At 72.0% G+C, this 20,232-nt stretch carries 15 protein-coding genes; 8 read left to right on the forward strand and 7 right to left on the reverse strand.

Annotated features, from left to right (window positions below; genetic code table 11):
* Positions 1 to 24: 24 nt before the first annotated feature.
* A complete protein-coding gene (locus M1P99_RS00815; RefSeq protein WP_304450776.1) occupies positions 25 to 819 on the forward strand; it encodes a TetR/AcrR family transcriptional regulator in 795 nt (264 codons plus the stop codon).
* Positions 820 to 909: 90 nt separating this feature from the next.
* Positions 910 to 2,019: a neutral zinc metallopeptidase gene (locus M1P99_RS00820; RefSeq protein ID WP_304450777.1), complete on the forward strand. Its 1,110-nt coding sequence runs from the start codon at positions 910 to 912 to the stop codon at positions 2,017 to 2,019.
* Between the two features lie 264 nt (positions 2,020 to 2,283).
* Here the strand turns inward: M1P99_RS00820 and M1P99_RS00825 are convergent, their stop codons facing one another.
* Positions 2,284 to 3,690, reverse strand: coding sequence for an FAD-dependent oxidoreductase (locus tag M1P99_RS00825; RefSeq protein WP_304450778.1), 1,407 nt, complete (start codon positions 3,688 to 3,690; stop codon positions 2,284 to 2,286).
* A 471-nt stretch (positions 3,691 to 4,161) separates the two neighbouring features.
* Here M1P99_RS00825 and M1P99_RS00830 point away from each other — a divergent pair, with 471 nt between their 5' ends.
* The 6 genes from M1P99_RS00830 (at position 4,162) to M1P99_RS00855 (ending at position 11,976) form a co-directional block, all read left to right on the forward strand.
* A complete protein-coding gene (locus tag M1P99_RS00830) occupies positions 4,162 to 5,430 on the forward strand; it encodes an ABC transporter substrate-binding protein (protein ID WP_304450779.1) in 1,269 nt (422 codons plus the stop codon).
* Between the two features lie 8 nt (positions 5,431 to 5,438).
* Positions 5,439 to 6,380 (forward strand): carbohydrate ABC transporter permease, encoded by a 942-nt coding sequence (locus M1P99_RS00835; RefSeq protein WP_304450780.1) that lies wholly within the window; start codon positions 5,439 to 5,441, stop codon positions 6,378 to 6,380.
* On the forward strand, positions 6,377 to 7,219 hold the full coding sequence (locus M1P99_RS00840; RefSeq protein WP_304450781.1) for a carbohydrate ABC transporter permease: 843 nt from the start codon (positions 6,377 to 6,379) through the stop codon (positions 7,217 to 7,219). The genes M1P99_RS00835 and M1P99_RS00840 overlap by 4 nt, the downstream gene beginning before the upstream one ends.
* 6 nt (positions 7,220 to 7,225) lie before the next feature.
* A complete protein-coding gene (locus tag M1P99_RS00845) occupies positions 7,226 to 7,795 on the forward strand; it encodes a hypothetical protein (protein ID WP_304450782.1) in 570 nt (189 codons plus the stop codon).
* A 67-nt stretch (positions 7,796 to 7,862) separates the two neighbouring features.
* Positions 7,863 to 10,664, forward strand: a complete 2,802-nt coding sequence (locus M1P99_RS00850) for a Tat pathway signal sequence domain protein (protein ID WP_304450783.1) — start codon at positions 7,863 to 7,865, stop codon at positions 10,662 to 10,664.
* 178 nt (positions 10,665 to 10,842) lie between these two features.
* Positions 10,843 to 11,976 (forward strand): rhamnogalacturonan acetylesterase, encoded by a 1,134-nt coding sequence (locus M1P99_RS00855; RefSeq protein WP_304450784.1) that lies wholly within the window; start codon positions 10,843 to 10,845, stop codon positions 11,974 to 11,976.
* A gap of 81 nt (positions 11,977 to 12,057) precedes the next feature.
* Here the strand turns inward: M1P99_RS00855 and dxs are convergent, their stop codons facing one another.
* From dxs to M1P99_RS00885, 6 genes are all read right to left on the reverse strand, one after another.
* Positions 12,058 to 13,983, reverse strand: a complete 1,926-nt coding sequence (dxs, locus tag M1P99_RS00860) for a 1-deoxy-D-xylulose-5-phosphate synthase (RefSeq protein ID WP_304455517.1) — start codon at positions 13,981 to 13,983, stop codon at positions 12,058 to 12,060.
* A 272-nt stretch (positions 13,984 to 14,255) separates the two neighbouring features.
* Complete coding sequence (locus tag M1P99_RS00865) at positions 14,256 to 15,026, reverse strand: sulfite exporter TauE/SafE family protein (RefSeq protein ID WP_304450785.1); 771 nt, start codon at positions 15,024 to 15,026, stop codon at positions 14,256 to 14,258.
* 39 nt (positions 15,027 to 15,065) lie between these two features.
* Positions 15,066 to 16,331, reverse strand: a complete 1,266-nt coding sequence (locus tag M1P99_RS00870; protein ID WP_304450786.1) for a styrene monooxygenase/indole monooxygenase family protein — start codon at positions 16,329 to 16,331, stop codon at positions 15,066 to 15,068.
* Positions 16,332 to 16,786: 455 nt separating this feature from the next.
* Positions 16,787 to 18,067 carry a sugar ABC transporter permease gene (locus tag M1P99_RS00875; protein ID WP_304450787.1) on the reverse strand — a complete coding sequence of 427 codons (1,281 nt, stop codon included), beginning with the start codon at positions 18,065 to 18,067 and terminating at the stop codon, positions 16,787 to 16,789.
* Entirely contained in the window at positions 18,064 to 18,864 is an 801-nt protein-coding gene (locus M1P99_RS00880) for an ATP-binding cassette domain-containing protein (protein WP_304450788.1), read from the reverse strand. Before M1P99_RS00880 ends, M1P99_RS00875 begins: the two co-directional genes overlap by 4 nt.
* A gap of 82 nt (positions 18,865 to 18,946) precedes the next feature.
* The gene (locus M1P99_RS00885; RefSeq protein WP_304450789.1) at positions 18,947 to 20,089 is read right to left on the reverse strand and encodes a sugar ABC transporter substrate-binding protein; all 1,143 of its coding nucleotides are present in this window, start codon (positions 20,087 to 20,089) and stop codon (positions 18,947 to 18,949) included.
* Between the last annotated feature and the right edge of the window lie 143 nt (positions 20,090 to 20,232).

The following is a 20,232-nucleotide window of genomic DNA, read 5'->3' on the forward strand; positions in this document are numbered from 1 at the left end:
TGGAAACGGGGTGTTACGCAGCACATGGCCACACCGCAGGTCCCGGCGCCACCGACGGGCACGAGCGCCCCCACCCGGCGGGAGCGTGTGCGCGAAGCCACACTCCTGGAGATCAAGGAGACCGCCCGGCGCCACCTGGTCGAGCACGGACCCGCGGGTGTGTCCCTGCGCGCCGTCGCCCGTGAGATGGGCATGACCGCCCCCGGCCTGTACCGCTACGTCCCGGGGATCGACGCCCTCCTCGTGGCCGTGGCCGCCGACCTGTTCGACGAGCTCGCGTCCGCCGTGGCCGCCGCGGACGCCGGCGTCCCCGACCACGACACCGACCAGCGCATCCTCAGCTCCCTGCGTGCCTTTCGCTCGTGGGCGACCGGGCACCGCGCGGAGTTCGCCATCATGTTCGGGCCGCGCACGGCCCCCGAGGCGGACATCACCCCGGCGGTGGAGGCGGGCCGCCGGTTCGGCGCCACGTTCTTCACGCTCTTCGACCGCCTGCTGGCCGAACAGCGTTTCCCCCTGCCCGAGGACGAGAGCGTACCCGCCGACCTCGCGCGGGAGCTGCGCTCCTTCGCGGACACCTGCGGGATCTCGGCCGACCACATCCCCGTGGCCGCCGTCAGGATCCTCGCCTCGTGCTGGGTGCGGCTCTACGGCGTGGTGTGCATGGAGGTCTTCGAGCACATGCACTTCGCGATGAACGACATGAAACCGCTGTTCGAGGCCGAACTGCTCGACGTCATGACCGAGCTGGGGGTGCGCTACACGCCGCCCGCCGACGAGGGCGAAGCGGGCGCGCGTCCGAGCGCCTCGCCGGATTAGCCCCCATACTGGAGTTCTGCGACACTTGCCGGATTCGCGCGCCGAACCGGCCCAGCCCGGTGCGTCGGAACGATAGCGAGGACAGACCCCGTGGAGAACCGACCCGGCGGCGAGCAGCCCGGGGCCGCGCCCTCCGGCCCCCAGGGCCCCGGCCCCGTCGACCACGCCGCACAGGCCCGGTGGCCCGCCCCGGCCGCGTACCCCGCCCCGGCGCCCCCTGCGCCTTCCCACGCGCCCCACGTGCCGCCCGCGGGCGGCCACGGCGCCTTCCCGCCGCCGCCCTGGCCCGCGCCCCCGGCGACGCGGCCACTGCCGCCGCCCCCCTCGCCCCCGTCCGGCCAGAACGGCGCGGGTGTGCTCTTCGGCGCGGGCGTGGCCGCCGCGGTCGCACTGTCCGCCCTGGCCGCGAGCGTGCTGATCGTGGTCAACACCCCGCGCGAGGAGCCCGCCACCGGAGGGACCAACCTGTCCCTCCACTACGAGGACACCATGGCCGCGCCGCCCAACCCGGTCACGGTGGACGTCGCCGACCACCCCCTGTACGAGGCCGCGATGCCGGAGCCCGTCGACTGCGACCCACCCGAGCTGCGGTCGGAGTCCGACGAGTCCTGGGAGGAGTTCGCGACGGCGGTCGGCGGCTGCCTGGACGAACTCTGGGCGCCCGTCCTGGCGGACCTGGGCCTGATGGCGGAGGCACCCGAGTTCGCGGTCACCACCGAGTCGCCGGACCCCGCCGACGCCGAGGGCTACACGCTCGCCTACTACGAGGGCGACTTCACCCGGATCACCGTGGTCCTGCCCAACGTGCGCGAGCTCGGGGCACAGGTGCGGCCGGACGAGCGCGAACAGGTGTGGCTGGCCCTCATGGGACACGAGTACGGCCACCACGTGCAGTACGCCACCGGCATCCTGGGCATCAGCCACGACCTGCGCACGTCGGCCGTCAACGAGGCCGACGAGCTCGACGCCCTGCGCCGGACCGAGCTCCAGGCCGAGTGCATGGCGGGGATCGGGCTCCGCGGGATCACCGACGGCGGCGCCCAGACCCTCGAAGTGGTCAACGCCAACTTCAACGGCGGCGGCGACCTGCCCACGCACGGCACCGCGGTCAACCGGGCCTTCTGGATGGAGCAGGGCTGGTCCGAGCCGACCGTGGGCAGCTGCAACACCTACGGCGCCGAGGAGGGCCGGGTGCTCTGACCGAGCGCGTGCCGAAGGAGGAACGGCCGAGCCACGGGGGGGGAGAACGCAGGCCGCCCCTCCTGCGGCGCCGCAGAGGTCGCAGGTGGCCGTTCTGACCGCCGGAACCCCAGGGGGTCGAACGCCCACGGGCGTGCCCGCCGCGACCACAGGGGGTCGATCCGGGCCAAAGCAGGAAGGGCCGCGCCGCAGGCGTCCGTTGAGGGTGGTGGCGGGCGACGGTGCGGGAACGAGCAAGGCAAGTCGACGACGAAGGCCCCGGCATCAAGCGCCCCGAGCAGCCGCCTCCCGGTAGGCGTCCCAGCCGTGCAGTTTGACGCGCTCGCCGCGCTCCAGCTCGCGGGCCTGTTCGGCCTCCGCGATGTCGATGCGCAGCCAGTCCTGGTAGTCGTAGTGAGCCAGCCCGCGCTCGTCCAGCAGCCGCTCCAGCGGCACCGTGCGCGGAGCCGCGGCCATCAGGGCGTCGGAGTCCGCGAGCAGGGACCGGACGGTGGCGGCGGCATCGGACTTGTTGGTCCCGATCACCCCGGAGGCGCCGCGCTTGATCCACCCGGCGACGTAGTCGCCCGGGACCACGGCCCCCTCGGCGTCCAGCACCCGCCCGTCCTCCTGCGGGACCGTGCGCCGCAGGTCGTCGAAGGGCACGCCCGCCAGGGGCACCCCGGCGTAGCCCACCGATCGCAGCACCATTCCGGCGTCGAGGTCGGTCGTCCGGCCCGTGCCCTCGAGCCTGCCCTCGGGGTCCAGGCGGGTCTCCTCGACCCGGACGCCCCGCACGCGGTCCGTGCCCAGGATGCGCACCGGGCGCGACCAGAAGTGCAGGTGGACGCTGCGGGGCCTCCCCTTCGGCGCTCGACCGGCGAGCTCGGAGAGCAGGCGCAGGTTGGTCCGCGCGGCACGGGAGACGTCACGCAGTTCCGGACCGCCTCCGCCCACCTGTGTGGGGTCGATGTCGACCTGGTCGGCGCGCACGTGGACGTCGGCGCCGGGCAGGTCGAGCAGGTCGCGCAGCTCCGGGGCGGTGAACCGGGCCTGGAGGGGGCCGCGGCGCGCCAACAGGTGCACCTCGCGCACGCGGCTGGCGGCCAGGGCGTCCAGGACGGGCTGGGGGATGTCGGTGTGGCGGAGCTCGTCGGCGGTCTTGGCCAGGATGCGGACCACGTCCAGGGCGACGTTGCCCGCGCCGACCACCACCGCCCTTTCGGCGTCCAGGACGAACCGCTCCAGCTCGCTGTCGGGGTGTCCGCAGTACCAGTTGACGAAGTCCGTGGCGGCGACGCTGCCGGGAAGGTCCTCGCCGGGCACGCCCAGGCGGCGGTCGACGCTGGCCCCGGTCGCGTAGACCACGGCGTGGTAGGCGTGCGCGAGGTCGTCGCGGGTGAGGTCGGTGCCGAACTCCAGCCCGCCCACGAAGCGCACCTCGGGGCGTTCCAGGACGGTGCGCAGCGCGCGCGCCACACCCTTGATCTTGGTGTGGTCGGGGGCGACACCGTAGCGCACGAGTCCGTAGGGCGTGGGCAGGCGGTCCATGACGTCGACCCGGACGGGGACGCGGTTCTGCCGGGTCAGGGCGTCGGCCGTGTAGACGCCCGCCGGTCCGGAGCCGATGACGGCGACGCGGAGCGGACCGGCGCCGTCGGTGCGCGGCCGCTCGGGTGCGGGTGAAGTCATGGCGCCATTGTCGCAGCCGTGGCGGACGTGCGGCTCGGAACGCTCGGGGGACGAGCGGACCAACAGGACTTAAAACGTATTAACCAAAGGAACATCCACACCCCAGGCGAACCCGCCGACAGTGGCCGTCAGTGTGATCCACTTCATTGCGATCAGGTAACAGGCAACATTCTTTCTGAAATCCCCCGCATCCCTTGTGAGCAGGATCAACACCCCCCAGGGCGCCTGCGACACCACAGGGATGCCTCACCCCACCCCTCCCGTTCACCCCGAGCCAGGGTCTTGTCCACCCGGCATTAAGACGTTTAAATCCAAGGACGCACCCGGCTCGTGCGGTCCCTCCGGGGCCCCGATCCGTGTGCGCCACCAGCCAAGGAGCCTCCCACCAGCCATCCCCCCAGGTTTCTGGAAAGCGCTTGCTCAGCCCTGCGCGACGTGTGTCCGGACCTGGGCCAGACGAGAGAGATCCACGTGAAGAAGACACCGGTCGCGGCCACCGCGCTGGCCCTCACCCTCCTGGCGACCGCCTGCGGCGGTTCCGGCGGGTCGGACGGCGAGACCACCCTGCGCTTCGCGATCTGGGGCAGCGAGGAACGCTACGAGGTCGTCCAGGCCGCCGTCCAGGCGTTCATGGACGACAACCCCGGAATCCAGGTCGAGACGACCATCGCCGAGTACGACCCCTACTGGCAGCGGATGAACACCGAGATGGCCGGCGGCAACGCCCCCGACGTGTTCCTCATGAGCGACCGCCACCTGCGCGAGTACACGGGCCGCAACGTCGTCATGGACCTGGCGCCGCACGTCGGCGAGGGCGTGCGCACCGACGACATCATCCCCCAGGTCATGGGACTGGGCACCGACGGCGACCACCTGTGGGGCCTGCCGATGAGCCAGATCACCATCACCATGCCCTACAACCCCGGGCTGTGGGAGGAGGCCGGGGCCGAGGCGCCCGAACTCGGCTGGACCTGGGACGACTACCTCGAAGCCGCCCAGCTCGTCTCCGAGCACACCGACGAGGAGGTCTACGGCGCCAGCGACTTCGGCGGCATCGAGTCCTGGTTCAAGGTCTACCTCAGCCAGAAGGGCAAGTCCCTCTACACCGAGGACGGCGAGCTCGGCTACACCGCCGACGACGTCGTCGAGTGGTGGGAGATGGCCACGGAGTTCCGCGAGGCCGGAGCCACCACCCCGGGCGAGATCACCAACGACAGGACCGCCGGTTCCCCCATGTTCCAGCGCCACTCGGCCTCGGAGTTCACGCCGGACTCGACCTTCGGACCCGATCACGGTGAGCAGTTCGACGGCGACTTCGCCCTCGCTCCACTGCCCCAGGCCGACTCGCTCGGCCTGTACGCCGAGCCCGCGATGCTCATCAGCGCCAGTGCCCGCACCTCCCACGAGGAGGAGTCCCTGGCCCTGATCGACTACATCGTCAACGAGCCCGCCGCCGCCGAGGCACTGGGCATGGCCTTCGGCCTGCCGGCCAACCAGACCAACCGCGAGCACATCGCCGCCGGTCTCGAGGGCGCCTGGCAGCAGGTGTACGAGTACGAGGAACTGGTCGGCCCCGAGCTCAAGGAGGGCCCGCCCGCCCCGCCGCAGGGCGCCAGCACCCTGTTCGACCTCTTCACCACCTACTACGAGGACGTGATGTTCGACCGGGCCGACCCGGAGGAGCAGGCGCGCGCCTTCTACGCCGAGGCCGAGCAGGTCGTCGCCGACAACCAGGACTGAACGGCGACATGACCACTCCGCTCACCCGCTCCGCCGCCCGCCCGCGCCGGCGGCGGAGCGGCACCTACGGCGACCATCCCGCGACGGGCTATCTGTTCCTGTCCCCGTGGATCCTCGGCGCCCTGCTGATGTTCCTCGGGCCGATGCTCGCCTCGCTCTACCTGTCCTTCACCGACTACGACCTGTTCTCCACCCCGAACTGGATCGGCCTGGAGAACTACGAGCGGATGCTCACCGACGACCCCAGGTTCGGCAACTCGGTGCTGGCGACCGTGCGCTTCGTCGTCTTCGGCGTCCCGATCCAGCTCGCCGCCGCCCTGGGCGTGGCCCTGCTGCTGAACCGGGCGAGCCGGATGTCGGGCGTGTACCGGTCGGCGTTCTACGCGCCCTCGCTCCTGGGCGGCAGCGTGGCGCTCGCCCTGGTGTGGCGCTCGCTGTTCACCGCCGACGGGCCGGCCGACCAGCTCTCCGGGCTGTTCGGGATGCCCTCGCGCGGCTGGGTCAACGACCCGCAGCTGGCCCTGGCCGTCCTGGTGCTGCTGATCGTGTGGCAGTTCGGCGCGCCGATGGTGATCTTCCTGGCCGGACTCAAACAGATCCCCCAGGAGCTCTACGACGCCGCGGCCGTGGACGGCGCCAACGCCTGGCACCGGTTCCGCTCGATCACGGTGCCCATGCTCTCGCCGGTGATCTTCTTCAACCTCGTCCTCAACACCATCAACGCCTTCCAGGTGTTCAACGCCGCCTTCGTGGTGAGCGGCGGCACCGGCGGTCCGAGCGACACGACGCTGTTCTACACGCTCTACCTGTGGCGGAAGGGATTCGTGGAGTTCAACATGGGCTACGCCTCGGCCATGGCCTGGGTCCTGCTCCTGGGTATCGCGCTGGTGACGGGGCTGATCTTCCGCAGCGCCCGCTCCTGGGTGCACTACGCGGGGGAGAAGCGATGACGCCCGCACGCATCCGCACGCTCGCCTGGCACGCGCTGGTCCTGGCGATCCTGCTGGTCATGCTCTACCCGCTGGCGTGGATGCTGGCCAGCAGCCTCAAGCCCAGCCGCGAGATCGTCACGAGCATCACGCTCATCCCGCGGACCTGGGAGTGGAGCAACTACGCGGCCGCGCTCGAACCGCGCGTGGGCGTCCCGGTGTGGCGCTTCTTCCTCAACACCACGCTCATCTCGGTGGGCGCGGTGCTGGGCAACGTCCTCACCTGCTCCCTGGCCGCCTACGCCTTCGCCCGCCTGCGCTTTCGCCTGCGCACGCCGATGTTCGCGTTCATGCTGGCCACGATCATGCTGCCGTACCACGTCGTGCTGATCCCGCAGTACACGATCTTCCAGCAGCTGGGCATGGTCGACACCTTCTGGCCGCTGGTCCTGCCCAAGTTCCTGGCCACCGACGCCTTCTTCGTCTTCCTCATGGTGCAGTTCGTCCGACAGCTGCCCCAGGACCTGGACGAGGCCGCGCGCATCGACGGCTGCGGACCGTTCCGGATCTTCACGCTGGTGATCCTGCCGCTGCTGCGCCCCGCGCTCATCACCACGGCGATCTTCACCTTCATCTGGACCTGGAACGACTTCTTCCAGCAGCTGATCTACCTGTCCTCGCCGGACCACTACACGCTGCCGCTGGCACTGCGGCTGTTCGTCGACACCCAGGAGTCGGTGGCGAACTTCGGCCCGATGTTCGCGCTCTCGGTGCTCTCGATGCTGCCGGTGCTGCTGTTCTTCGCCGCCTTCCAGCGCTACCTGGTCGACGGCATGGCGACCTCGGGTCTGAAGGGGTGAGGTGAGGTGTTCCCACGCCTGGGCCTGTTCGCCGAATCCCTGCTGGTCGGGGTCCTGACCGCGCTGGTGGCGCTCCTGGTCGTCCCGGCCCTGGCGGCGGTCGCCGCCGGATGCGCGGTCCTGCGCGAGTCACGGACCGGGCCGGCGGGCGTCGCGCTGTTCGCCGCGCGCCTGCGGGAGGCCCTGCGCGCCGGTCCGCCCGTCCTGCTCCTGCCGCCGACGGCCGCGGCCGTGCTCCTGGTGGGCTACGGGGCGGCCGGGGCGGGCCTTCCCGGTGCCGGTGTGTGGTCCGCTGCCGCCGCCGCGGCCGTCGTCGCGGCCGCGGCGGCGCTGCTGCGCATCGCGGCGTGCTGGCGCCCGGGCCTGGACTGGCGCGGCACGGCCCGCGCCGGTGCCGACCGGATCACCGGCGACCTGTACGGGTCGGCCCTGGTGGTCCTGGCGGTGGTCGCGGCCGCGGTGATCGGCACGGCCGTGCCGATCATGGCGCCGCTGGTGCTGGGGCAGGTGCTGCTGGCCGCCGCGGCCGTGGAGGTACGCGCCGAGGGAAGGGAGGCCGTCCGGACCACGGGGTGATCGAACGGGGCGGGGGTCCCGGCAGTTCACGTCCGGCTCCACACGAGCCGGTGGAAAGGCACCACACGTGCACGAGCAGACAGGCACACAGGAGAGCGCGAGGACGGAATACGTCCGGCGCGACGTCCTCAAGGGCATGGCCGCCACCGGGGTGGCCGTCCCGCTCACCACGATGGCGATGGACGCGGGCTGGGGCGGGACGGCCGCCGCCGCGGCCCTGCCCACCGAACCCGCCGGTGCGCCCGACGTCGGTGTCCGGTGGCTGGAGGGCGTGCCCTCCGAGCTCCCCGGCGCGACCTGGGGCACGCCCTGGCCCAAGGGCGCCGTCGCGGAGGGGGCCTCCTTCGCCCTCCACGGCGCGGACGGCACGGCCGTTCCCCTGCAGACCTGGCCGACCGCGTTCTGGCCGGACGGGACGGTGAAGTGGACCGGCCACGCCATCCCCGGTTCGGTGGCCGCCCATGAGGAGTACACGCTGGGCGAGGGGACACCGGCCGAGCCGGAGTCGGCGGTGTCGGTCTCGACCGGCGGCCGGGAGGTGACCGTGTCCACCGGCGTGATCACGGCGAGGATCCCCACCCGGGGCCAGTACGTGGTCTCCAGTGTGGAGCGCGACGGGGTCACCATCGCCACGGACGGCGAGCTGGTCGCGCTCAAGCAGGACGACATCGTCGACGACATCGAGGCCGCGCCGGCCCGCCGGCACGCCTACAGGAGCTGGATCGACGAGGTGACGGTCGAACAGGAGGGCCCGGTGCGCGCGGTGGTGCGCGTGGAGGGCACCCACCGCGCCGCGCGCCGGGGGAAGGTGAACGGGCGCCGGGGGTGGCTGCCGTTCACGCTGCGGCTGTACTTCTTCGCCGGATCGGACTCCTTCCGCGTGGTGCACAGCTTCGTCCTGGACAGCGACGGCACCACGGACTTCGTGGCAGGCCTGGGCGTGCGGTTCTCCGTACCGATGCGCGACGAGCTCTACAACCGGCACGTGCGGCTGCTCTCGGGCGGCGAGCGCATGGTGGCCGAAGCCGTCCAGGGCGTGACGGGGCTGCGCCGCGACCCGGGCGCGCAGGTGCGGGCCGCGCAGGTCGCCGGGGAACGGCTCCCCGACATCGGCACGTGGGACCCGCGGGTCGGCGAGTGGATGCACTACGTGCCCGCCTGGGGCGACCACACGCTGAGCCAGCTCACCTCCGAGGGGTTCTCCGTACGCAAGCGCACGGCCCCCGGGCACGGGTGGGTTCCGGTCGACCAGGGCCGGCGCGCCGCGGGTACCGGATACGTGGGCGGTGTCGGCGGCGGGCTGGTGTTCGGCATGCGCGACTTCTGGCAGCGCCACCCGGCGCAGCTTGACGTGCGCGGCGCCCACACCGACGAGGCGCAGGCGACGATCTGGATGTGGTCGCCCGAGGCCGGTCCGATGGACACGCGCTTCTACCACGACGGCATGGGCCAGGACACCCACGCCGACCAGCTCGACGGCCTCAAGATCACCTACGAGGACTACGAACCCGGCTTCGGCACGCCCCACGGCATCGCCAGGACCACGGAGCTGACGTTCTGGGCCGTGGCGGCCACGCCCTCGGCCGAGCGCCTGGGCGCAATGGGGCGCACGGTGAGCGCGACCCCGCAGATCGTCAACTCGACGTCGCACCTGACCTCGGCGGGCGTGTTCGGCGGCCTGTTCGCGCCGGTGGACCGCTCCGACCCCGCCCAGGCCGAGATCGAGGCCAACCTCGACTTCCTCTTCGACTACTACTCCGCGCAGGTCGAGCAGCGCCACTGGTACGGGTTCTGGGACTACGGCGACATCATGCACACCTTCGACGAGGACCGGGAGGTGTGGCGGTACGACGTCGGCGGGTACGCCTGGGACAACTCCGAGCTCTCTCCCGACCTGTGGCTGTGGTACGCCTACATGCGCTCGGGGCGCGCGGACGTGTTCCGCATGGCCGAGGCGATGACGCGGCACACCGGCGAGGTGGACGTGTACCACCTGGGCCCGTGGGCGGGGCTCGGCACCCGCCACAACGTGCAGCACTGGGGGTGCAGTGCCAAGCAGCAGCGCATCTCCACGGCCGGGTACCGCCGGATGTTCTACTTCCTGACCGCCGACGAGCGCACCGGAGACCTGATGCGCGCCCTGGTGGACTCCGACGAGACGTTCCTGGCGCTGGACCCGCTGCGCAAGATCCGCACCGAGCCCTACGAACCGGACCGCAACGCGCTGGCGATCGGCCTGGGCACGGACTGGAGCGGCCTGGCGTTCGCCTGGCTGACCGAGTGGGAGCGCCGCGGGCCCAAGGCGGAGACCGCCGAGGCCAAGCTGCGCGGAACGATGGAGTCGATCGCCGCCATGCCCAACGGGTTCATCCAGGGAGAGGGGCTCTACGACCTGGACACCGGGGTGTTCGCCGAGGCGGAGCCCGCGGTGGGCGTGAGCCACCTGTCGGCGATGTTCGGCCAGGTGGAGGTGTGCGCCGAGCTGATCGATCTGGTGGACATGCCCGAGTTCGAGCAGGCGTGGCTGCAGTACTGCCGTCTGTACAACGCCAGTCGCGACGAACAGACGGCCGAGGTGGGCGAGCACTTCGGCCACCTCATCCTGCGCCAGGGCCACTCCCGGCTGGACGCCTACGCCGCGGTGCGGCTGGGCGAGGACTCCTACGCCTCGCGCGCGTGGGACCGGTTCCTCAATCCCCAGGACGGCTGGGAGTACGCGCACGACCGCGACTGGAGCTCGACGGAGTCCGAGCGCACCCTCAACCCGGCGGACAGCGCGCCGTGGGTGTCGACCAACACCACGGCGCTGTTCGGGCTGGCCGCGATCCAGAACCTGGCGCTGATCGGCGACAAACTGCCGCGTACCTAGACCGTGTTCCGCGCGGCGGTCTCTCGCCCACTCGAAGGCCATCGAGGAACACCCCCCGGAACGTGGGTCCGGGGCGTCCCTCCCCGGGGTGTCCCCGGACCCACGGGCCCGCACCCGCGAGGCCCCGCACGGCTCCACTCCCCTTCTCCCCCGTCCCCCTCGACCCCTGGAGAACGCAGTGCGCACCAACCATCTGATCACCGGGCTCGCCGCCCTCGCCCTGGCCGCATCGGTGGCCGCGCCCGCCCACGCCGCCCCGCCCCGGCAGGGCCTGGGTCCGGCTCCGCACCCCGCCCCCGCGCTCCTGGAGGAGTGCACCGGAACGGCGCCCGTGGTCTGCCGCTTCGACGTCGACCCCGGCCGGTACGACGTGACCGTCCGCCTCGGCGGCGCCGAGGCCGCCCACACGGCCGTGTGGGCCGAGGCCCGCCGGCTGATGGTCCCCGCCACCGCGACGGAGGCCGGCCACACGCACCGGGCGACCTTCACCGTCGACGTCCGCGATCCGGAGGGCGAACCCACCGGCGGGGGCGGTCCCGGCGAGCCCGGGCTCACCCTGGTCTTCGACGGCCCGGCCCCCGAGGTCGACGCGGTCGGGCTCGCGCCCGTGCCCGACGGACGGTCCGACCTCTACCTCCTGGGCGACTCCACCGTCACCGACCAGGGCAGCCACCCCTACACCGGCTGGGGCCAGATGCTGCCCGCCCACTACCGGCACGGCCTGGCCGTCGCCAACTACGCCGATTCCGGGGAGAGCAGCGGATCCGTGCTCGCCCACCCGGCCCTGCTGCCCGCGGTCGAGCAGCGGCTCGCACCCGGTGACACGGTCCTGTACCAGGTCGGGCACAACGACAAGCAGACGAGCGCGGAGGAGTTCCGCGCGAACCTGACCGCAGCCGTCACACGCATCCGCGCCACCGGTGCCGAACCCGTCCTGGTGACCCCGGTGGTGCGGCGCTGGTTCACCGGCGACCGGCTCAACGAGGTGGGCCTGATCGTCAACGGCCTCGGGGTGGACCTGCCCGCGGAGATGCGCGCGGTCGCCGCAGCCGAGGGCACCGCTCTCATCGATCTGACCGAGCTGAGCCGTGAGGTGGTCGAAGGGCTGGGGCCGGAGGCCGCCAAGGACCTGTACCTGACCCGCGAGCTGCGTGACGACACCCACCTGTCGATCGCCGGAGCCGCGGTGGTGTCGGACCTGGTGGCCGCCGAACTGCGCGCCCAGGGGCTGGTGCCCGAGCGCGTCGAGGTGCGCACGGAGATCGGCCGCGCCGAGGACGCCGGAACCGGCGAGCGGGAGATCAGGCCCTAGTACCCCAACGGCCCCACCGGACACCAGGAGGCCGTCCCGCCGATGGCGGGACGGCCTCACTCACGTCTGGGAGGGGGCGGGTCAGGCGGTCTCGTCGGCCAGTTCGTGGCCCTGGCCGGCCTCGGTGCGCCGCAGGACGGCCTCGGTGAGCTTGCGGGACAGCTCCTGGGGGGTCAGGCCCTGCTGCTGGAGGATGCGGTCGCGCTTGGCGTGGTCCAGGAACTCCTGCTCGATGCCGAACGTGCGCACGGGCACGTCGACGTCGTTGTCGCGCAGCAGGCGGGCCACGGCGTCGCCCACCGCTCCGGTGCGGCCGTTGTCCTCGATGACGGCGACCACACTGTGCTCGGCGGCCTCGGCCACCAGGGCCTCGTCCAGGGGCTTGACCCACACGGGGTCGATGACGCTGACGCCGATGCCCTGGTCGGCCATCCGGTCGGCGACCTCGCAGGCGACCTGGGCCATCGTTCCCACGCCCACGATGAGCAGGTCGCGGGACCGGCCGCCCTCGGTGGCGCGGCGGAGCAGGTCCATGGAGCCGACCTTGTCCAGGGCGGGCAGGTCCTCGGCGACCGCGCCCTTGGGGTAGCGCACCACGGTCGGTGCGTCCTCGACGGCGACCGCCTCGCGCAGCGAGGTGCGCAGGCGCTCGGCGTCACGGGGAGCGGCCAGGCGCAGGCCCGGCACCACCTGGAGGATGGACATGTCCCACATGCCGTTGTGGCTGGCGCCGTCGTTGCCGGTGACGCCCGCGCGGTCCAGACAGAACGTGACGCCCTGGCGGTGCAGGGCGGCGTCCATGAGCACCTGGTCGAAGCAGCGGTTGAGGAAGGTGGCGTAGACGGCCACCACGGGGTGCAGGCCGTTCATGGCCATGCCCGTGGCCGACGTGGCGGCGTGCTGTTCGGCGATGCCGACGTCGAAGATGCGGTCGGGGTGGGCTGCGGCGAACTTGTGCAGCCCGGTCGGGTGGAGCATGGCCGCGGTGATGGCGACGACGTCCTCGCGCTCCGCGCCGATCTCCACCATCGTGTCGGCGAAGACCGAGGTCCACTTGACGACGTTGGGGCCGGGCTTGGCCTCACCGGTGGCGGCGTCGAAGGGGCCGGGCGCGTGGAACTGGTCCTCGTCGTGGTTCTCCGCGGGGGCGTAGCCCTTGCCCTTCTGGGTGAGGCAATGGACGATCACGGGCCCGCCGAAGTCGCGCGCGCGACGCAGCGCCTTCTCCAGGGCCTGCTCGTCGTGGCCGTCGATGGGGCCGAGGTACTTCAGGCCCAGGTCCTCGAACATCATCTGCGGCTGGATGGCGTCCTTGACGCCCTTCTTGAGACCGTGCAGGGCCTCGTAGAGGGGCTGGCCGACCACGGGTGTGCGGTTGAGGGTGGTCTTGGCCAGGTCGAGCGCCTGCTCGTAGCCGGGGGCCAGCCGCAGGGAGGACAGGTGGTCGGCGAGGCCGCCCCGGGTGGGCGAGTAGGAGCGGCCGTTGTCGTTGACCACCACGACCAGGCGGCGGTTCTTCCTCTCCGCGATGTTGTTGAGCGCTTCCCAGGCCATACCGCCGGTCAGGGCGCCGTCGCCGATCACCGCGACCACGGTGCGGTCCGTGCGCCCCTGCACCTCGTTGGCCTTGGCCATGCCGTCGGCGTAGGACAGGGCGGTGGAGGCGTGGGAGTTCTCGATGAAGTCGTGTTCGGACTCGGCCCGCGAGGGGTAGCCGGACAGGCCGCCCTCCGACTTGAGGTTGCTGAAGTCGTGCCGACCGGTGAGGACCTTGTGCGCGTAGGCCTGGTGGCCGGTGTCGAAGAGGATCGGGTCCTTGGGGGAATCGAAGACGCGGTGCAGGGCGATGCTGAGCTCGACGACGCCCAGGCTCGGCCCCAGGTGGCCGCCGGTCTGGGCGCAGGAGACGACCAGGAAGTCCCTGATCTCCTGGGCCAGCGCAGGGAGCTGGTCGGCCGGGAGCCTCTTGAGCGCTTCCGGATTCTGTATCGACTCGAACAGTGCCACTGTCTCGTCAGTCCCCTCGTCCAGCGTGTCCGTCAACTGTGCCCTGACCGGCCCCCGACATGGGCCGGAGTGGGCTACCGGCAGGTATCCATACCCGAGTTTATGGGCCTGATCCCACGGGTCCCGCCCAGGTCCGGCCGGAGGGGTCCGCACGGTCCGGTCCGGCCGTCCCACTCGGTGAGCCGCACCACACGCGTCGACGGCCCGCTCTCGGTTTGGGCGTACATTACCGCCTTTGGAAGGTGACATAGCCCCTCGCGCCCGAGCGCCGGCTAGCCGAGCACGGCCTGGACGAGCAGGCCCAGGGCCGAGGCGGTGACCACGCACAGCATCGCCAGGCGCAGCCACCCCGCGTCGACCCACCGGCGCAGGAGGTTGCCCACCCCGAAACCGACGGCCACGCACGGGATCATCGCGAGCCCGGCCACCAGGGTGCGGGTGTCCATCTGCCCGCCCACCGTCAGCGCGGCCAGCGACAGCGTGGCCCCGCACAGGAAGAACGCGGCCAGCGTCGCTCGGACCCTGGCGGGCGGCTCGTGCTGGTAGAGCAGTGCCATCGGCGGGCCGCCCACGGAGGTCGCGGTCCCGGCGAAGCCGGACAGGCACCCGGCGACCAGCAGGGACACCGGGGTGATCCGCACCCGGAAGGACCACACCGACAGCGCCACGGCCGCGAGCACCATGGCGCCGACGACCCCGGCCAGGGCCCGGGGGGCCAGAGCGGCCACCACCCACACCGCCGCGATCGTGCCGGGCAGGCGTGCGGGCAGCCCCCAGGCGATGCCCCTCCAGTCCACGTGCCGCCACTCCTGCAGCAGGGTGAGCACCGGCAGCAGGACGGCGGCGATGAGCATCGCCCCCGGCATCAGCGTGGGGTCGAGGAAGGAGATGACCGGCGCGGCGACCAGGCCGAGACCGAGGCCGACGGCGCTCTGGACCGCGGCTCCGGCCAGGACGGCCGCTCCGGCGATGAGCAGCACCAGCCAGATGTCGGCGGAGCCGGCCAGCCCCTGGGCGGCGGGGCGTGCGATGTCTTCGATCATGAGGACGCCGAGGCTATATCTCGATCCATCCGACCGGAATTAGGAGATCGGGACATCGGATGTCCGTGCCGGGGCGGCGCGGCGGACGTCCTCCATGTAGGCGGTGGCGCGTTCGGGGTGCAGGAACCAGTCGATGAGACCGCTCGGGTCGGCGAAGGAGTCCGCGAAGCGGTCGGCGGTCCCCTGGTGGCGCTGCGCCAGCCGGTAGAGCTGCCACACGTGCCGTGGACCGGTGAGCATCACCCTGCTCCAGGCGGTGACGTGGCGCGCGTGCCGCCAGTAGGCGGCGAAGGCGGCGCGCATGAAGGACTCGTCGAAGGGGCCCGGGCCCTGGTCGACGATGGCGCGGCGGTACACGTCCGCGCACAGGGAGGCCATGTTCGCCCCCTGGGCGGTGACCGGGTCGTTGGCCACGACGGTGTCGGCCATGCCCAGGACCGGCGTGCCGTCGGACAGGTGGGCCACGGGCTCGCGCACCGCCGGGGTGTACCCGCCGCGCAGGGCGGCCCGGGGGTCGGCCAGGCGTGCCCCCGCGAGGCGTTCGTACTCCCAGGGCGCGTGCGCGCGGACCGCGTCGAGCACGCCCGCGAGCACCTCCCCCGCTCCGGCGCCCTCGGGCAGGTGCCGCTCCAGCGGACCACCGGCCACCGCCTCGACCAGGACCGCGTCGCACACCCCGTCCAGGGAGTACACGGGCAGGGTGAACACCTCCCCCGCCCCCGGCACGGCCGTGCGGGAGAGCAGGGCGCCGCCGGGGTGGGGGTCGGCGCCGCGGACGTAGGCGAGCATCAGCGAGCGCTGCGGCGCGGTGAAGGGCGAGCGCTCGGTCCTGAGGGGGAAGAGTCCGGACAGGCCGCCCCGGCCGGCGGCCACGACGACGAGCTCGTGGTCGGCGGCCAGGCGCTCCAGGTCGTCGGCGTCCGCGGAGCGACGCAGGTGGCGGCCGCCCGCCCGCGTGAACAGGTCCATCCAGGCCGGGAGCGCGAGCCGCTGGTCGACCGACCGGGCGGGCTCGGCGAGCCGTCCCGCGAAGGACAGCGTGGGTTCGCTCCCCCCGCGGGCGTCGGCCACGCGCACGCTCACGCCACCGATCGCCGGGGCGCGGTCGTCCCAGGGGAAGAGGCCGTGCCGGCGCAGGCGGCGCAGAGCGGGCCCGAACAGGCACTGGGTGGAGAGGACTCCTCCGTCTCGCACGTCCTGGGGGCCGTGTGGGCTGACCAGCGTCACGTCGTAGTCCTCGGCCAGCAGGCCGAGGGCGAGCTGGAGTCCGGACGGCCCGCCGCCGACGACGAGGATCCTGCGCATGTCACTCCTTCGCGGACGCCCGGGCGCGCCCCCGGGCAGTGGACGGACCGGGTGCGACGGGCACGACGGGGCGGGGCCCCGGCGCGCCGTGGACGCGTGTCGGGCCCGGACCGGTCGATATCGCCGCGAACCTAACAGCGCCCGGCGGGGCCCCGCCGCCGCCCCCGCCGATGGGACTTTCGACCCTCCCGCGCCGGGGACCTTCGACTTCCCCGCGCGCGCACGTCCCGCCGGCGCGTCCCGCGGCTGGAGAGGAGACCTTCCCGCAGGTCACAGTCGCGCCGGAGGGTGATCGCGGTCGGCGGGCGGGCCATGCCGCCCTCCGGTGCGCCGCGCCGGCCCGGACCGGCCCGCCCGAGGTGGCCGCGTCGGACGATGAGCGACACATGTCACAGCGCCCCCGCCCGGCCCCCTGTTCGGGGCCGGGCGGGGGCGCCGGGGATCGTCGCCGGTCCCTAGGCGCCGCCCCTGGCGTGGGTCTTGCGACCGCGCCGGGAGATGGCGTCCAGGATCACCGCGATGAGCAGCACCGCGGCGGTGATCATGAAGCGCACCGAGGTGTCCATCTGCAGCAGGAGCAGGCCGGAGGCGATCGCACCCAGCACCAGGCCGCCCAGCAGCGCGGAGTAGGCGTTGCCGCGACCGCCGAACAGGCTGGTCCCGCCGATGACCGCGGCCGCGATGGCCATCATCAGCTCCTCGCCGCCACCGGTGGACACGCTCGCCGCGAAGTTGCGCGAGACCAGCATGATGCCGCCCAGGGCGGCCAGCGTGGAGGCGATACCGAACACCGAGATCCGGATGAAGTCCACGTTGATGCCGGCGCGACGGGCCGCCTCGGAGCTCCCGCCGACGGCGTAGACCATGCGCCCGTACCGGGTCTTGCGCAGGATCAGGTCGAGCGCGACCACGAACCCGACGAAGATCAGGAAGGCCAGCGGCACGCCCTTGTACTGGTTGAGCACCCACACGCCGCCCACCAGCGGCACGGCCAGCAGCGCGGAACGGAAGAGCACCTCGGGCAAGGGCTTGAACGGCAGCCCCGCCAGGCGGCGCCTGCGCTCGACGGTGAACACCGCGGCCATGTACAGCAGCACCGTCAGGCCCGCGAGCGCCCAGCCCACGACCGGGACGAAGTAGGTCTGGGTCAGCATGGCGATGGCGCCGCTGGCACTGGTGTTGACCGAGCCGGAGCTGTCCAGGAGGTAGACGTGCAGGCCCTGCCAGCCCAGGAGCCCGGCGAGGGTGACCACGAAGGCCGGGACGCCCAGCTTGGCGAAGATGACGCCGTGCAGAAGGCCGACGGTGAGGCCGACCAGGACCGCCGCTCCGATCGCCACCCACTCGGAGACGCCGTAGCGCACCGCCAGGACCGCCAGGACGGCGGCCGAGAGACCGGACACCGACCCCACGGACAGGTCGATCTCGCCCAGCAGCAGGACCATGATGACGCCGGTGGTCATCAGGCCCACCGCCGCGATCTGCACGGTCAGGTTGGACAGGTTCTGCGGCGACAGGTACCGGTCGTTCATCGACTGGAACACGAGGGCGATGAGGATCAGACCGACGATGACCGGGACGGGCCCGAGTTCGCCGCCGCGCAGGTTGCGGCGCAGCGCCTTGAGCCACCCGCTCGGCGAGGCGGCCGTGACCAGGAGGCGGGGATCGCGCTTCGGCTCGCCGGGGGCGCCGGTCCCCTCGCCCGACGCGGGCGTGGCGTGAGTCTGCTGAGTCATCGGTTGTCCTCCGTGGCCAGGGCCGAGGAACCGGTACGGCTGGAGCGCCGGGTGACCGGGTTGTCGGCTGCACCGGTGATGGCGGCCACGATCTGCTCGTAGCTCGTCGACGCGATGGGGAAGTCCCCCGCGTTGCGGCCCAGGCGGAGCACGACGGCGCGGTCGGCGACGGCACGCACATCCGCCATGTTGTGGCTGATGAGCACGACGCCCAGGCCCTGGTCCCGCAGGCGCTCGATCAGGTCCAGCACCTGGGCGGTCTGGGCCACGCCCAGCGCCGCGGTGGGCTCGTCGAGCATCACCACGCGCGGCTGGCCGAGCAGGGAGCGGGCGATCGCGATGATCTGCCGCTGGCCGCCGGAGAGCGAGGCGACGGGGACGCGCAGGTTCGGAATGCTCACCGACAATGAGTCGAGCAGCTCCCGCGCCCGGCTCTCCATCTCGACCTCGTCGAGGGTGCCGGGGAAGTGGAGCTTCTCGTTGCCGAGGAACAGGTTGCCGACGATGTCCAGGTTGTCGCACAGCGCGAGGTCCTGGTAGATGGTCGCGATACCGAGCTTCTGGGCGTCGGACGGGGCACCGATGGTGACCGGCTGGCCGTCCCAGGTGATGACCCCGCCGGAGTCGGCGGGGTGGGCACCGGCGATGACCTTGACCAGGGTGGACTTACCGGCGCCGTTGTCGCCGAGCAGGGCGACGACCTCTCCGGGGTCGACCTGGAAGTCGACCTCGCTCAGGGCACGGACGGCCCCGAAGGTCTTGGAGATCCCGGACAGTTCCAGGACGGGTGTACTCATGCGCTCTTTCTCTCTTCTCGTCCCGGCGGGGCGGGCGGACTCACTGTCCCCCCGCCCCGCCGGGGCGTCGCGCCTGGCCCGGTTAGAGGGCTTCCTGGCAGAAGTCGGTGTCCTCGTAGTCGGCCGTGCAGATGTCCTCGATGGAGTAGATGCCGTCGGAGATGACGGTGTCGCCGATGTTCTCCTCGGTCACCGAGATCGGCTCCAGGAGGATGGAGGGCACGGCCTCGCCGTTGGCGTCCTCGACGTCGGTGAGGGTGTACTCGCCCGCTTCCAGCTCCTCGCCGGTGGCCAGGGAGACCGCCATCGCGGCGGCGATCTCGGCCTCGGGGCGGATCGCCTTGTAGACGGTCATGTACTGCTCACCGGCGATGATGCGCTGGATGCCGTGGAGCTCGGCGTCCTGGCCGGTGACGGGAGGCAGGTCCTCGGTGGACACGCCCGCGCTGCGCAGCGCGGAGATGATGCCGGAGGCCATGCCGTCGTTGGCGGAGTAGACGCCGACGATCTCGTCCACGCCCAGGGAGGTGATGGCGCCCTCCATCTGGCTGTTGGCCTCGTCCGGCGACCAGTCCGGGGTGTCGAACTCCTGGCCGATCTCGACCTGGCCGTCGAAGATCTCGTGCGCGCCGGCCTTGAAGTCACCGGCGTTGGGGTCGGTGGGCGAGCCGTTGATCATGACGATCTCGCCCTCGCCCGTGGTGCCGTTCTGCTCCAGCGCCTCCAGCAGGGCCTGGGCCTGGACCTGGCCCACACGGTGGTTGTCGAAGGACACGTACATGTCCGCGCCGCCCTCGGCCAGGCGGTCGTAGGCGACCACGGGCACGCCCTGCGAGCGGGCCTCGTTGACGGTGCCCGCGGCGGCCTGGGAGTCGACGGCGCCGAGCACGAGGACGTCGACCCCGTCGGTCAGCATGGCCTGGGCCTGCGTCTGCTGCTCGTCGACGTCCTGGTCGGCGTTGGCGTAGGAGAGCTCGCAGTTGGGGCAGAGCTCGCCCAGGGCCTCCTCGAAGAAGGGACGGTCGAAGGCCTCGTAGCGCGCGGTCTGCAGCTCGGGGAGCAGCAGGCCGACGTGGAAGCCCTCCTCGACCGTGTGCTCGGTCTGCTCTCCCTCTTCACCGGAAGTGGTGAGGGCACTGCAGCCGGAGACGAGCAGGGCCAGGGAGGCCGTGGCGGCGGCGAGGCCGCCTGTGAACTTCTGGTGGGTTGCGAAGCGTCGGGTCATCAACGCTGTGCCTCTCTTCACGGGGGATTTTCGGTGTGGGAACTCGCGAGCAATGATGTGAAGTACAACCCCGTGGAGGGCTTGCCGTCAACTCCTGAACACATAACCGAAACATCACGGACATTGCCTTCAAGCACTTAAGA

It is taken from the genome of Nocardiopsis sp. YSL2 (genome assembly GCF_030555055.1).
GTDB lineage: Bacteria > Actinomycetota > Actinomycetes > Streptosporangiales > Streptosporangiaceae > Nocardiopsis.

What these genes read in the sequence shown, in the direction of transcription:
- M1P99_RS00870 (WP_304450786.1), bottom strand. Translation starts at nt 16,331, where the DNA reads ATGCGCAGGATCCTCGTCGTCGGCGGCGGGCCGTCCGGACTCCAGCTC.
- M1P99_RS00880 (WP_304450788.1), bottom strand. Translation starts at nt 18,864, where the DNA reads ATGAGTACACCCGTCCTGGAACTGTCCGGGATCTCCAAGACCTTCGGG.
- M1P99_RS00825 (WP_304450778.1), bottom strand. Translation starts at nt 3,690, where the DNA reads ATGACTTCACCCGCACCCGAGCGGCCGCGCACCGACGGCGCCGGTCCG.
- M1P99_RS00885 (WP_304450789.1), bottom strand. Translation starts at nt 20,089, where the DNA reads ATGACCCGACGCTTCGCAACCCACCAGAAGTTCACAGGCGGCCTCGCC.
- M1P99_RS00815 (WP_304450776.1), top strand. Translation starts at nt 25, where the DNA reads ATGGCCACACCGCAGGTCCCGGCGCCACCGACGGGCACGAGCGCCCCC.
- M1P99_RS00865 (WP_304450785.1), bottom strand. Translation starts at nt 15,026, where the DNA reads ATGATCGAAGACATCGCACGCCCCGCCGCCCAGGGGCTGGCCGGCTCC.
- M1P99_RS00835 (WP_304450780.1), top strand. Translation starts at nt 5,439, where the DNA reads ATGACCACTCCGCTCACCCGCTCCGCCGCCCGCCCGCGCCGGCGGCGG.
- M1P99_RS00875 (WP_304450787.1), bottom strand. Translation starts at nt 18,067, where the DNA reads ATGACTCAGCAGACTCACGCCACGCCCGCGTCGGGCGAGGGGACCGGC.
- M1P99_RS00840 (WP_304450781.1), top strand. Translation starts at nt 6,377, where the DNA reads ATGACGCCCGCACGCATCCGCACGCTCGCCTGGCACGCGCTGGTCCTG.